Annotated in this window: 12 protein-coding genes; 6 read left to right on the top strand and 6 right to left on the bottom strand. The window is 71.6% G+C overall.

The genetic code is table 11. From position 1 onward, the window contains the following. The first annotated feature begins 14 nt into the window (after window positions 1-14). From sigE to tatB, 4 genes are read left to right on the top strand one after another with little or no spacing between them, the layout of a single operon-like run. Window positions 15-683, top strand: coding sequence for an RNA polymerase sigma factor SigE (gene sigE / locus LG278_RS15870; RefSeq protein WP_404388341.1), 669 nt, complete (start codon window positions 15-17; stop codon window positions 681-683). Between the two features lie 19 nt (window positions 684-702). Next, window positions 703-1,443: a hypothetical protein gene (locus LG278_RS15865; protein ID WP_404388339.1), complete on the top strand. Its 741-nt coding sequence runs from the start codon at window positions 703-705 to the stop codon at window positions 1,441-1,443. Beyond that, window positions 1,440-2,972, top strand: coding sequence for a trypsin-like peptidase domain-containing protein (locus LG278_RS15860; RefSeq protein WP_404388338.1), 1,533 nt, complete (start codon window positions 1,440-1,442; stop codon window positions 2,970-2,972). Before LG278_RS15865 ends, LG278_RS15860 begins: the two co-directional genes overlap by 4 nt. Window positions 2,973-3,028: 56 nt before the next feature. Continuing rightward, window positions 3,029-3,385, top strand: a complete 357-nt coding sequence (gene tatB / locus LG278_RS15855) for a Sec-independent protein translocase protein TatB (RefSeq protein ID WP_404388337.1) — start codon at window positions 3,029-3,031, stop codon at window positions 3,383-3,385. A gap of 112 nt (window positions 3,386-3,497) precedes the next feature. Here the strand turns inward: tatB and LG278_RS15850 are convergent, their stop codons facing one another. The 4 genes from LG278_RS15850 to LG278_RS15835 all read right to left on the bottom strand — a co-directional run bounded on the left by LG278_RS15850 (window position 3,498) and on the right by LG278_RS15835 (window position 7,325). After that, entirely contained in the window at window positions 3,498-4,640 is a 1,143-nt protein-coding gene (locus tag LG278_RS15850; RefSeq protein ID WP_404388336.1) for an Mrp/NBP35 family ATP-binding protein, read from the bottom strand. Window positions 4,641-4,753: 113 nt separating this feature from the next. Then, window positions 4,754-5,299 carry a DUF1003 domain-containing protein gene (locus LG278_RS15845; RefSeq protein ID WP_404388335.1) on the bottom strand — a complete coding sequence of 182 codons (546 nt, stop codon included), beginning with the start codon at window positions 5,297-5,299 and terminating at the stop codon, window positions 4,754-4,756. After that, window positions 5,296-6,603 (bottom strand): magnesium transporter MgtE N-terminal domain-containing protein, encoded by a 1,308-nt coding sequence (locus LG278_RS15840; RefSeq protein ID WP_404388334.1) that lies wholly within the window; start codon window positions 6,601-6,603, stop codon window positions 5,296-5,298. Before LG278_RS15840 ends, LG278_RS15845 begins: the two co-directional genes overlap by 4 nt. A gap of 17 nt (window positions 6,604-6,620) precedes the next feature. Further along, window positions 6,621-7,325, bottom strand: a complete 705-nt coding sequence (locus tag LG278_RS15835; RefSeq protein ID WP_404388333.1) for a hypothetical protein — start codon at window positions 7,323-7,325, stop codon at window positions 6,621-6,623. A gap of 89 nt (window positions 7,326-7,414) precedes the next feature. Here LG278_RS15835 and LG278_RS15830 point away from each other — a divergent pair, with 89 nt between their 5' ends. Together LG278_RS15830 and LG278_RS15825 are read left to right on the top strand one after the other, a co-directional pair. Then, window positions 7,415-8,503 (top strand): HpcH/HpaI aldolase/citrate lyase family protein, encoded by a 1,089-nt coding sequence (locus tag LG278_RS15830; protein WP_404388331.1) that lies wholly within the window; start codon window positions 7,415-7,417, stop codon window positions 8,501-8,503. 44 nt (window positions 8,504-8,547) lie between these two features. Then, the gene (locus LG278_RS15825) at window positions 8,548-9,381 is read left to right on the top strand and encodes an HpcH/HpaI aldolase/citrate lyase family protein (protein ID WP_404393682.1); all 834 of its coding nucleotides are present in this window, start codon (window positions 8,548-8,550) and stop codon (window positions 9,379-9,381) included. A 95-nt stretch (window positions 9,382-9,476) separates the two neighbouring features. Here LG278_RS15825 and LG278_RS15820 read toward each other — a convergent pair whose 3' ends face one another. Then, on the bottom strand, window positions 9,477-10,676 hold the full coding sequence (locus LG278_RS15820) for a hypothetical protein (protein ID WP_404393681.1): 1,200 nt from the start codon (window positions 10,674-10,676) through the stop codon (window positions 9,477-9,479). A gap of 156 nt (window positions 10,677-10,832) precedes the next feature. Further along, window positions 10,833-13,271: an FdhF/YdeP family oxidoreductase gene (locus LG278_RS15815; RefSeq protein WP_404388330.1), complete on the bottom strand. Its 2,439-nt coding sequence runs from the start codon at window positions 13,269-13,271 to the stop codon at window positions 10,833-10,835. Between the last annotated feature and the right edge of the window lie 35 nt (window positions 13,272-13,306).

Here is a 13,306-nt window from a genome sequence, read left to right as displayed (position 1 = left end):
GGCGTCAGCCCATCGTGACCACCAGCGTGACCAGCACCCAGCTCCCCGCCTCGGGCGAGCCCGATGTCGCCTGGACTCCTCCCACGTGGGAGGAGATCGTCGAGCAGCACTCGGCGCGCGTCTACCGGCTCGCCTACCGCCTGACGGGCAACCCCCACGACGCCGAGGACCTGACGCATGATGTCTTCGTGCGCGTCTTCCGCTCCCTGCACTCCTACCAGCCCGGCACGTTCGAGGGCTGGCTGCACCGCATCACCACCAACGTCTTCCTCGACAAGATGCGTCGCAAGCAGCGCATCCGCTTCGACTCCCTGCCCGAGGACGCCGCGGGTCGCCTCGCGAGCCTCGAGAAGGGCCCCGAGCAGACCTACCACGACTCACGGTTCGACGACGACGTGCAGCGGGCGCTCGACGCGCTGGCTCCGGAGTTCCGCGCCGCCGTCGTGCTCTGCGACATCGAGGGTCTGTCCTACGAGGAGATCAGCGCGACGCTGGGCGTCAAGCTCGGTACCGTGCGCTCGCGCATCCACCGTGGTCGTGCCCAGCTGCGCGAGGCGTTGGCGCACCGCGCCCCCGAGGTCGTGGCCGCCGCCGGCTCGTCGCAGTCCGCCAAGCCCGAGTCCCGCACCGCGCGCGCCGGCCTGCGGCTCCCCGGCCGACGCGTGGCAGCAGGGACCCGCTGATGGAGCCGGAGGTGACGCCGTGACGCCCCACCTGCGCGGACAGGTCCGGGCCTACGTCGATCGGTCGCTGCCCCCGGCGTTGCTCCACCTCTATGACAAGCACCTCGTGTGCTGCACGATGTGCCGGCACGCCGCCGACCAGGAGCGGCGCATCGTCTCGGCGCTGCGCTCCGACACCGGTGTCCCGATGAGCCTGCGCTCCTCGCTCATCGGTCTCGCGGCCACGCCGCCGCCGATGGAGCAGCCGATCCAGTCGAGCGGCCCTCGCATCCCCGTGCCACCGCTCGGCTTCCGTATGCCGTCCGGCGCGTCCCACGAGCCGGTGCCCACCGTGCGCCCCACCGCGCCGCCCCTGCACCGCTCGCCGATGCGCGCGGCGGTCGTGGCCTCCATCGCGGCCGGCGCCTCGGTCGCGGCCGCCTGGGGTCTGGCCGTCTCTCCGTTGCCCGGTGGTCGCCCGGTGACCGCGCGGGTGCCGGTCGCGAGCTTGGGAGAGACCGGTCTCGGGGCCTCGTCGGCAGGCACGACGACCGTGACCACCGCACGGCCGTCGGCCCCCGCCCAGGCGGGTGTCGGCCTGTCGGGGTCGTCGACGCTGTCGGGCTCCGTCGGGTCCGCGGGCTTCGCGGGACTGGCCGCTGCGAGCCGTGGCTCGGTCACCGTGCCCTACTGGCTCGTGCGGGGCCGCACGAGCGCCGTCGTCGCCGAGGTGGGCCCCGTGCGCGCCGCGGTGACGCTTTCGGCACAATCAGGGCCATGAGCGACGAGTCGACGACGCCCGGGGCCGAGCCCCCGCGCAGGGCGCAGCCGGACGAGACCGGCATCATCGACCTCGAGCACACCCGGCCGGTGCGGCGCACCGACGCTCCCGGGCCCCCGTCGGCCCAGCCCGAGCGACAGCCGCAGCCCGACCAGCGCGACGACGCCTGGTTCGACGTCTTCGGACCCGAGCACCCCTCGCAGGGCGCCGGTGTCCCCGTTCGCGCCGACGAGGCGTGGGGCAGCGACCGGGCCGATGCCCTGGCGGAGGAGGCCCACCGCGCCGCCTACGCGCCCCCGGTGGCCGACACCTCGAGCGAGGCGCGGGCGGCTCACGCGCCGGGTGCCGGTGACGCCGCGGGCTTCGCGTGGCCGGCGCCGTCAGGTCCGGCTGTGTCGCTCACCGATCCACCGGAGGGTGACAGCGGCTCCTCGGCCGGACGCCCTCGTCGCGGTCGCTCACGCGGCGGCCTCATCGCCGCCGGAGTGGTCGGCCTCTGCCTCCTCTCGGGCCTCGTCGGCGGCGTCGCGGGCCAGCTGCTCCAGGACCGCGTCAACCTTGCCGGTTCGACCCTCCCCGAGCCCGGTCCCGGCGCGACCGACCGCCCGGCCGGCTCGATCGCCAACATCGCTGCCACGGCCCTGCCCAGCGTGGTCACCATCAAGGTCGACGGCGGCGGGGAGGGCGCTGCCACCGGGTCGGGCTTCATCCTCGACGCCAAGGGCCACATCCTCACCAACAACCACGTGGTCGAGGGCGGCGCTGCCGGCGACATCGAGGTGGTGCTGAGCAACGGCGACACCGAGGAGGCCACCATCGTCGGCCGAGACCTCAGCTATGACCTGGCCGTCCTCAAGATCTCGCGCTCCGGCCTGACGCCGCTCCAGCTCGGCCCGTCGAGCAAGGTCGTCGTCGGCGACCAGGTGATCGCGGTCGGCGCACCCCTCGGGCTCGACCAGACCGTCACGTCGGGCATCGTCAGCGCCCTCAACCGGCCCGTCACCCCCGGTAACGGCAACGAGACCTCCTACATCAACGCGATCCAGACCGACGCCGCGATCAACCCCGGCAACTCGGGCGGGCCGCTGCTCGACCTCAACGGCAAGGTCATCGGCGTCAACTCGGCCATCGCCCGCGTGCCGGGCACCGGCGGCACCACTGGCGGCAGCATCGGCCTCGGCTTCGCCATCCCGAGCGACCAGGCTCGCCGCACCGCCGACCAGCTCATCGCCACCGGCAAGGCGACCCACCCGATCATCGGGGTGCAGCTCGACCGCACCTTCAGCGGCGAGGGCGCCCAGGTGACGAGCGGCTCCGGCGCGATCACCGCCGGCGGTCCTGCTGCCAAGGCCGGCGTGCAGGCGGGCGACGTCATCACCGGCTTCGAGGGCAAGCGCATCCGCACCCCCGACCAGCTGATCGTCTCGATCCGCGCCCGGGCCGTGGGCGAGACCGTGACGCTGACCGTCGAGCGTGACGGAAAGCAGATCGACCTCAAGATGACCCTCGAGGCTGAACCCGACAACTGACTGCCGGGCAACATCCGTATGATGACGCAGCCAGGGTCGCAGGGAAGCGAGGACGTGTGTTCGACATCAACGGCTGGGAGCTGCTGCTCCTCGGTCTGCTCGCCATCCTCGTGCTCGGTCCCGAGCGACTGCCGGAGTATGCCGCCAAGTTCGGACGCTTCGTCCGCCAGGCCCGTGGCATGGCCGACCGGGCCAAGGCCCAGCTCAAGGACGAGATGGGGCCGGAGTTCTCCGACATCGACTGGCGGGCCTACGACCCGCGGCAGTACGACCCCCGCAAGATCGTGCGTGATGCGCTCAACTCGCCCGCCGACGAGGACGACGACGCCCCGGCCGGCTATGACAAGCCGGTGAGCACCCCGCGCGGCTACGACCCGCTGCTGCCGACCCCCTGGGACGCCGAGGCCACCTGACGGGTCGCGCGGCCGCCCCGGGTCCTCGGCGCGGCGGCCCCGGGTCGCTCAGAGCTGCTGAGGGTCGCTCAGCAGCTCGGGAGCGGCCGGCTGAGCAGCGCTCCTCGTGTGCTCAGCGGCCGGCGGGCGTCAGGCCGAGCGAGCGGCCGGCGAGACCACGCGCGCGCGTGCCGAGGCCGCGGGCGATGCCGCGCAGCGCCACCGCGGCGGCGGTATCGGGGGCGCCGATCACGACCGGCGTGCCGCTGTCGCCGCCCTGGCGCAGGCGCGTGTCGAGCGGGATCTGCCCGAGCAGCTGCACCGGGGCACCGATGCTCTTGGTCAGCGAGTCGGCCACCGCCTGGCCACCACCCGAGCCGAAGATCTCCTGGCGCGTGCCGTCGGGCAGCTCTAGCCACGACATGTTCTCGATGACGCCCGCGACCCGCTGGTGGGTCTGCAGGGCGATCGAGCCGGCGCGCTCGGCGACCTCGGCCGCGGCCTGCTGCGGCGTCGTCACGACGAGGATCTCGGCGGTGGGGATGAGCTGAGCGACGGAGATGGCGATGTCTCCGGTGCCGGGCGGCAGGTCGAGCAGCAGCACGTCGAGGTCGCCCCAGAAGACGTCGCCGAGGAACTGCTGCAGGGCGCGGTGCAGCATCGGGCCGCGCCACACGACGGGCTGGTTGCCGGGCACGAACATCCCGATCGAGATGACCTTCACCTCGTGCGCGATGGGCGGCAGGATCATGTCGTCGACCTGCGTGGGGCGCTGCTCGACGCCGAGCATGCGCGGCACCGAGAAGCCGTAGACGTCGGCGTCGACGACTCCGACCCGCAGCCCCTGCTCGGCCATCGCGGCAGCGAGGTTGACAGTGACCGACGACTTGCCGACCCCGCCCTTGCCCGACGCCACGGCATACACGCGGGTGAGGCTGTTGGGCTTGGCGAAGGGGATCTCCTTCTCGGGGGCGCCGCCGCGCAGCTGGGAGCGCAGCTCGGCACGCTGCTCCTCGCTCATGACGTCGAGCTCCACCTCGACCGAGGTGACACCGTCGAGGGCGAGCAGGGCGTTGCTCGAGTCCCGCGTCAGGGTCTCCTTCATGGGGCAGCCCGACACGGTGAGGAAGATGGCGAGGTCGACCTTGCCGGCGTCGTCGATCTCGACCGACTTGACCATGCCGAGCTCGGTGATGGGCTTGCGGATCTCGGGGTCGTTGACCTTCGAGAGGGCCGTGAGCATGGCATCCCGGCTGGGCAGTGCGGCGACAGACATGTCCTCCATCGTAAGCGGACGCTCGGGGGCTCACGTCCGCGGGCGGCTTGTGCCCCCTGCAGCCACGGCCACCATGATCCGTCGCAACCCGGCAGAGTGCCGACGTCGGCGGGTCAGCGTTTGTCGTCGGGGTCCTCGCGCCGGATGAGCGCGCGGTCCTCGAGCTCGTCGAGGAGGTTGCGCAGCTCGGAGCGCACGAAGTCGCGGGTCGCCTGCTCGCGCAGGGCGATGCGCAGCGAGGCCACCTCGCGGGTGAGGAACTCGGTGTCGGCGAGGTTGCGCTCGTCACGGGCGCGGTCCTGCTCGAGGCCCACGCGGTCGCGGTCGGCTTGGCGGTTCTGCGCGAGCAGGATGAGGGGGGCGGCATACGACGCCTGCAGGCTCAGCATGAGCGTGAGGAAGATGAAGGGGAACTCGTCGAAGCGCAGGCCGCTGGGCGCGACGACGTTCCAGACGACCCACGCGGCGACGAAGACCGTCATGCCGATGAGGAAGCCCGCCGTGCCCATGAGCCGGGCGAAGCGCTCGGAGAGGACGCCGAAGGCCTCCTGCGAGAACGACAGCGTCGGCAGGACGCGGGCGCGCTGCTCCTGGGGCTGGTCGAGCTTGTCGCCTCGCACGGCACGCGCGCCGGTGCGGCGCTCCGGGCGCTCGCTCACCGGTGCGCCCCGATCTCGTGCCGCTCTTCACGCCAGTCCTCGGGGAGGATGTGGTCGAGCACGTCGTCGACGGTCACCGCGCCGATGAGCCGGCCGTCGTCGTCGACGACGGGCAGCGAGACGAGGTTGTAGGTGGCGAGGGTGCGGGTCACGCGCTCGAGGGAGTCGCTCGCCGCCACCGGCTCGATCTCCTTGTCGATGATCGACCCGATCGCCGCGTGCGGGGGCTCGCGCAGGAGCCGCTGGATGTGCACGAGGCCGAGGTAGCGCCCGGTGGGCACCTCGAGCGGCGGCCGGCAGACGTAGACCATCGAGGCGAGTGCCGGGGCGAGCTCCTCGCGGCGCACGGTGGCGAGGGCCTCGGCGATCGTTGCCTCGGGCCCGAGGATGACCGGCTCGGTCGTCATCATGCCGCCCGCGGTGTTCTCGTCGTAGGCGAGCAGGCGTCGCAGCGGTGCGGCCTCGTCGGGCTCCATGAGCTGGAGCAGCTGCTCGGCCTGCTCGGGTGGCAGGTCGGCGAGCAGGTCGGCGGCGTCGTCGGGCTCCATCGCCTCGAGCACGTCGGCGGCCCGGGCGTTGGCGAGACCGGCGAGGATCTCGACCTGGTCGTCCTCTGGCAGCTCCTCGAGCACGTCGGCGAGGCGCTCGTCGTCGAGGGCCGCGGCGACCTCTGCGCGGCGTTTGGGGTTGAGGTCGTGGATGACCTCGGCGAGGTCGGCGACCTTGAGGTCGTCGTAGGTCTCGAGCAGGCGCTCGGCACTCTGGGCCCCGAGCTGCTCGTGCAGTCCGACGACGTCGCGGATGTCGACGAGCATCGTCTTGCCCGAGCGGCGCCGCGTGAGACGCGACATCGCCTTGGACGCCGACGAGACGCCGGTGGCGGCCTGCCGCACGAAGACCTTGACGCCGATCCACTCGCGCCGCGGACCCTGCTCGATCGCGAGGTCCTCGACGAGGGCCTCGGCGAAGCCCGCCTCGACCGCCTCGGGGGCGGTGACCGTCACGGTGCGGTCGAAGAGCTCGGCCGCGACGAGCACCTCGTTGGTGCGCTGCTCGAAGCGGCGCATGTTGACCAGCCCGGTCGTGATGACGGCGCCGGCGTCGATCGAGGTCACGCGCGTCATCGGGACGAAGACGCGACGGCGGCCGGGCACCTCGACGACGAGACCGATGACGCGGGGCTGCGGACGGCTGGCCGAGAACATCACCACGACGTCGCGGACGCGTCCCACCGGGTCACCGAGCGGGTCGAAGACCGCCAGGCCGGTCAGGCGCGCGACGAACACGCGGGGGTTTGCGCTCATGCCCCAAGGCTATGGGGTCAGCCGCCGCTCAGACGGCCGCCACGGCGTTGGCGCTTGGCCCTCAGCTTGGCTCGCTCCCGGGCTGCCGTGCGCGCGGCTCGCTCGGCCGCCTTGGCCCGCTTGCGCGCTGCCTTCTCCTCGCCCCGACCCCGCCAGTGCCACGGGCGCCACGAGGTGGTCGTCGCAGCGGTGCGCGCGGGCGCGGAGCGGGCGTCGGCGGCCGCATACGCCCCCGGTGCCTCGATGGGGGAGTCGAAGGGCACGAGCGCGGTCAGGGTGCACCCGCCCGCCCAGCGGGTGAGCGAGTCGTCGATGGCGTTGAGGCGGGAGGCGCGGAGGAGCTCGGCGGCCTTGTCCCACTCCGCCGAGCCGGGCTCGAGGACGTGGGTGTGGGCGCGCAGCGTCAGCAGCCGGCCGCCGGTGTCCTTGCTGCGCAGGATGACCCGCACCTCCTCGGGGAGCCAGGGGAGCGGCTGCTCGCCCGGGCCGCTCACGACGTAGGCGGCGCCGTCGTCCCACACGTGCCAGGCGGGCCAGGCGCGGTCGCCGGCGACGTCGATCCAGAGCAGACCCGACTTCGTCATCGCCTCGCCCAGCAGGGCGGCGACGGCCGCGACGGAGGCGGGGGCCGTCGCGGAGGCGGCATCGGAGACGGCATCGGAGGCGTCGGAGGAGGCGGCCGTGCGTGCGCCCGTGGCGGGCTCGGCGGGCTGGGCGGTCACGGCACCACCCTAGTGATCCGCGCCTCAGCACGGGCGGGGGTGACTGTCGTCATAACCGGCCCGTGGCGGCCGTTGCTACGTTGCAGACCATGCGCAGCGCGAAGGACTTCCATCGTCCCCTGGCGGTGGGCGCGCCGACCCCGATCACCGAGGTCCCGGCACGCCCCTCCCGAGTCATCCACTTCTTCGACCCGAGCAACGCCAAGATGGCGGCGAAGGTGCCGACCATGGTCGGCACCGTCGACGTGCTGCTGGGCAACCTCGAGGACGCGGTCAAGGCGGACCGCAAGGAGGCGGCCCGGGCCGGGCTCGTCGAGATCGCGAGGGCGACCCACTTCGGCGAGCACACGCAGCTCTGGACCCGGATCAACTCCCTCGACAGCCCGTGGGCCCTCGACGACCTGACGACCCTCGTCACCGAGATCGGCGACAAGCTCGACGTCATCATGGTGCCCAAGGTGCAGGGCGCCGAGGACATCCACTACGTCGACCGGCTGCTGGCCCAGCTCGAGGCGAAGGCGGGCCTGACCCGGCCGATCCTCGTGCACGCGATCCTCGAGACGGCGCGGGGGATGGTCAACGTCGAGGAGATCTGCGGCGCGTCCCCCCGCATGCAGGGCCTCTCGCTCGGCCCCGCCGACCTCGCGGCTGACCGGCGGATGAAGACGACCCGGGTCGGCGGTGGGCACCCCGGTTACCTCGTGCGGCAGGACCCCGAGGGCGGTGACATCGCGGGGGAGCGGCCGACCTACCAGCAGGACCTCTGGCACTACACGATCGCGCGGATGGTCGACGCGTGCGCGATGCACGGCATCTATCCCTACTACGGACCCTTCGGGGACATCGCCGACGTCGTGGCGTGCGAGGACCAGTTCCGCAATGCCTTCCTGCTCGGCTGCGTCGGCACGTGGTCGCTGCACCCGATCCAGATCGAGATCGCCAAGCGGGTCTTCAGCCCATCGGCCGACGACGTGGCCCACGCGCGACGCGTCGTCGAGGCCATGGGTGACGGCACCGGCGCGGTCATGCTCGACGGCAAGATGGAGGACGACGCGAGTCTCAAGCAGTGCCTCGTCATCGTCGAGCTCGCCGAGCGCCTCGCGCAGACCGACCCGGCGCTGGCCGAGCTCTATGCGACGCCGCAGCCCGCGCCCTCTGCCGAAGGGGGGCAGGGGTGACCAGCACGCCCGCGGCCTACCGCCCTCGGCGCTCGGTGCTCTACATGCCGAGCTCCAACGAGCGCGCCCTCGAGAAGGCCAAGACGTTGCCGGTGGACGCGCTCATCCTCGACCTCGAGGACGCCGTCGCCCCCGACGCCAAGGACCTCGCCCGCGAGAACGCCTGCGCCGCAGTGCGATCGGGCGACTACGGTCGGCGAGAGCTGACCATCCGCGTCAACGGCATCGGCTCCCAGTGGCACGACGCAGATCTTGCTGCTGCCGCCGCTGCCGGACCGGACGCGATCGTCGTGCCCAAGGTCGGATCGGCAGACGAGGTGCGCTCGCTGGCGGCCGCGATGGAGACCGCGGGTGCGCCCGAGCACACCCGGCTCTGGGCCATGGTCGAGACCCCGGTGGCGGTGCTGCACGCCGAGGAGATCGCCCGGGCGTCCGACCGACTCGCCTGCCTCGTGCTCGGCACCAACGACCTCTACAAGGAGCTCGGCGCAACCTTCGTGCCGGGGCGGGCGGCGATCCAGGCCTCCCTGCAGCTCGTGCTGCTCGCGGCCCGCTCCGCAGGCGTCGCTGTCGTCGACGGGGTGTTCAACGACGTCCGAGACGCCGAGGGCTTCCTCGCCGAGGCACGCCAGGGACGCGAGATGGGCTTCGACGGCAAGACGCTGATCCACCCGGGTCAGGTCGAGCCCTGCAACGGCGTCTTCGCCCCCGGCGCCGACGAGGTGGGGCGCGCTGAGGCCGTCATCTCGGCGTTCGAGGCCGCCCAGGCAGAGGGCCGAGGCGTCGCCACTCTCGACGGCAGGCTCATCGAGAACCTCCACGTCGACACCGCCCGGAAGGTGCTCGCCACCGCAGAGGCCATCGCCGCGCTCGAGTGAGCCGCAAGGGTGAAGGCCCGAACCCCTGACGGGGTCCGGGCCTTCGCCCTGTGAGTCTGCGCCCACGGGCGGACGCGGTCCACGGCGTCGGGCCGTCAGCTCATCCCGATGCGTGCCGCGATGATGCTCGTGACGATGACCGACGTGATCGTGACGGTCGCGAACCCGGCGACGATCATCTTGGGCAGGATCTCGTGCTCGATCGCGGCGATCTCCTCCGGACTCTCGCCTGCGCCCTTGGCGGCCTCCTGCGACAGGATCATCGTGCCGGGGAAGCCGTAGAGCGACGTGAGGCCGATGGCAACCGACATCGGGATGCTGTAGCCGAGCAGCTTGCCGACGAGCGCGGAGAAGCCGGCGATGCCGACGACCCCGAAGAGGAAGGCGAGCAGCAGCGGGAAGGCGAGCGCGGAGACGTCGGACGGCTGCACCGTGGCGAGCGGTCCGAAGACGAGGATCATGATGGCGATCATCATCAGGCCGAGGGAGTCGATCCCGGCGAGGACCGAGGGCTTGAAGATGCCGGTGGTGCGCAGCGTGATCCCGAGCAGGAGCGCCACGACGAAGGTGTTGAGGATGCCGTCGGTGAGGTTGTTGATCCCGATGCTGATGAGCACCACGACGCCCACGACGAAGAGCGTGCCGGCCGTCGTGCGCAGGGCCGAGGGGAGCTTCGAGGTGTCAGCAGCTGCCGGGTCATCGGCCTCGGCGACTACGAGGTTGCCGGCACGGTACTCGCTCTTGAGGCGAGCGGCCTCCTTGCGCAGGATGATCGAGGTCAGGGGGAAGCCGATGAGGCCTTGCAGCGCGGCGATGAGCACGGGGAAGACGGCGATGCTCGTGAGGCCGACGCCGAGGGCGGCCTCCTGCACGATGAGCACCGAGATCGTGCCGCCGCTCAGCGCGCCGGTGCCGGCCACGATGAAGTCGAGGGCCTGCGCGTAGCCGTCGGCCACGGACCCGGTGATGCGCGAGCCGAAGATGAGGCCCGCCACCAGGAGGGCGACGCCGATGCCGATGACGGTGGCGACCCCGATGAGGAAGGTCTTCCACTGCTTCTTGAAGTCGTCGAGGCTGATCATCGTGCCGAGGTGCACGATGATGAAGCCGACGACGACCCCGGCCAGGGCCAGCAGGCTGGAGCTCGCCAGCAGGTCCTCCGGGAAGATGTCGGTGAGGAACCCGATCAGGAAGATGATCGAGGCGACGAACAGCGACGACAGCAGTGACTTCGTCTTCTTGGCCACGAAGTCACTGATCGTCCACACGAGCATCACGACGACGAACGCAAGCACCGGGTTCAACAGGACCTCCGAGGGGTGAGTGGCTGTGGCTCGATCCAACCATCGCGAAGCCCTGTGCGTCGGTGATCGTCGAACTCACGCGGCGCGTCGGCGCGCCGGGCTCACACCCGGCGTCGACACCCGCGCCGCCACCGCCCACGTCGCCTGTCAGCTGAGGTGGTGCGGGGCGACCTCGCTGCGCTTCGCGTCGTCCTCGCCGGACTCGAGGGTGTCGGTGGCAGAGTGCGACGGTGCCGTGCCCGCGGGCACGAGCCGCACGATGACGGCCTTGGACACGGGGCAGTTGCTCCCGACGGCCGTCGACTCCAGCGCCACCAGGGGATTGACCTCGGGGTAGTAGGCGGCGACGCAGCCGCGGACGGTGGGGTAGGACACGACGCGGAATCCCCGCACGACCCGCTCGGTGCCGTCAGGCCACGGGGCGATGATGTCGACGAGGGAGCCGTCCGAGAAACCTTGGGCCACAAGGTCATCGGGGTGGACCATTACGATCTCGCGCCCTCCGGAGATGCCGCGGTAGCGATCGTCGTGGCCGTAGATCGTCGTGTTGAACTGGTCGTGGCTGCGCAGCGACTGCAGCACGAGGTGTCCCTCGGGCGCCGACACCATCTGGAGCGGGCTGACCGTGAAGAGGGCTGTCCTCGAAGGCGTCTCGAAGGTGCGGGAGTCACGTGGCGGGTGCGGGAGGGTGAAGCCGCCAGGACGCTTCACCTTGTCGTCGTAGGCGTCGCAGCCGGGCACGACCCGGGAGATGTGGCGCCGGATGACGCCGTAGTCGTCGGCCATTGCGGCCCAGTCGATCTCGCCTGCACTGCCACGCCCGGCGAGAGTCGCGGCGGCGATGCCGCAGATGATCGACACCTCGGACCGCAAGTGCGGGCCGGCAGGGTCGAGCCGGCCCCGAGAGAGGTGGACGCTCGACATGCTGTCCTCGACGGTCACGCCCTGCAGCCCGCTCGCCTGCACGTCGCGCTCGGTGCGGCCGAGGGTCGGCAGGATGAGCGAGGTGTGACCGACGACGACGTGCGAGCGGTTGAGCTTCGTCGAGATGTTGACGACGAGTTCGACCGACCGGAGCGCGTCGTGCGTCACGGCGGTGTCGGGGGTCGCGGCGGCGAAGTTGCCCCCGAGGCCGATGAGCACCTTGGCCTCGTCGTCACGCATGGCGCGGATGGAGTTGACGACGTCGAGCCCGCGATCGCGCGGCACCTCGAGACCGAACTCCGCATCGAGCGCGTCGCCGAAGTGCGGCGGCAGCTTCTCCCAGATGCCCATGGTCCGGTCGCCCTGCACGTTGGAGTGCCCGCGGACGGGGCAGAGGCCGGCACCGGGCCGCCCGATGTTGCCCTGGGCGAGGGCGACGTTGGCCATCTCCTTGATGGTCGCCACGGCATGGCGGTGCTGGGTGACCCCCATGGCCCAGCACAGCACCGTCTTGCGCGAGCGGGCAAAGAGCTCGGCGACGCGCTCGATCTGGGCGCGGTCGAGCTGCGTCGCCTCGGAGACGAGGTCCCAGTCGACCTCGCGCATGTGCTGCGCCCACTCGTCGAAGCCGGTCGTGTGGCGCTCGATGAAGTCACGGTCGAAGACGTCCTCGCCGGCGTCGTGCCGTGCGACGAGGAGGGAACCGAGGGCCTGGAAGAGGGCGAGGTCACCGCCGAGCCGGATCGGCAGGAACTCGTCGGCGAGCTCGGTGCCCACGCCGCTGAGACCGCGCACCGTCTGGGGGTTGTCGAAGCCGCGCAGACCCGTCTCGGGCAGCGGGTTGACGGCCACGATCCTCGCGCCGCCGCGCTTGGCCTTCTCGAGGGCGGTGAGCATGCGAGGGTGGTTGGTGCCCGGGTTCTGCCCGGCGATGAGGATGAGTTCGGCCTCGTGGATGTCGTCGAGCGTGACGGAGCCCTTGCCGATGCCGATCACCTCGGCCAGCGCGACCGACGTCGACTCGTGGCACATGTTGGAGCAGTCGGGCAGGTTGTTGGTGCCGAAGGCCCGCGCGAAGAGCTGGTAGGCGAAGGCCGCCTCGTTGGAGGCACGGCCGCTCGTGTAGAAGATCGCCTCGTCGGGTGAGGCGAGCCCGCGCAGCGTGTCGGCGATGAGGGAGAAGGCCTCGTCCCACGAGATCGGCTCGTAGTGGGCGGCGCCCTCGCGCAGCACCATGGGGTGGGTGATGCGACCCTGCTGACCGAGCATGAAGTCGCTCCAGCCGCTCAGCTCCTCGAGGCTGTGCTCGGCGAAGAACACCGGGTCGACCCGGCGCAGCGTCGCCTCTTCGGCGACCGCCTTGGCGCCGTTCTCGCAGAACTCGGCGAAGCTGCGCTCCTCGGGGTGCGGGTCGGGCCAGGCGCATCCCATGCAGTCGAAGCCGTCGACCTGGTTGATCCGCCGCAGCGTCGCGAAGCTGCGGCGCGCCCCCATCTGGCCGAGGCCGCGCTGCGCGGTCACCGCGATCGCGGTGAGCCCGCCCGCCTTCGACTTGATGTGGCCCCGCTCGACCTCGGTCGGGTCGACGTCCTCCGTCGGCGCGGGCGTGGGGCGCACGGGCACGAGCGGGATCACGGTGTGGCGGCGGGTGTGGTCGGACATGCGGCAAACCCCTCGTCGAGTCGGTCTCGTCCATG

This window comes from Humibacillus xanthopallidus (assembly GCF_044793955.1).
GTDB lineage: Bacteria > Actinomycetota > Actinomycetes > Actinomycetales > Dermatophilaceae > Humibacillus > Humibacillus xanthopallidus_C.
Note: the sequence above shows the minus strand (reverse complement) of the source record. Positions and strands in the feature narration are given on the sequence as shown.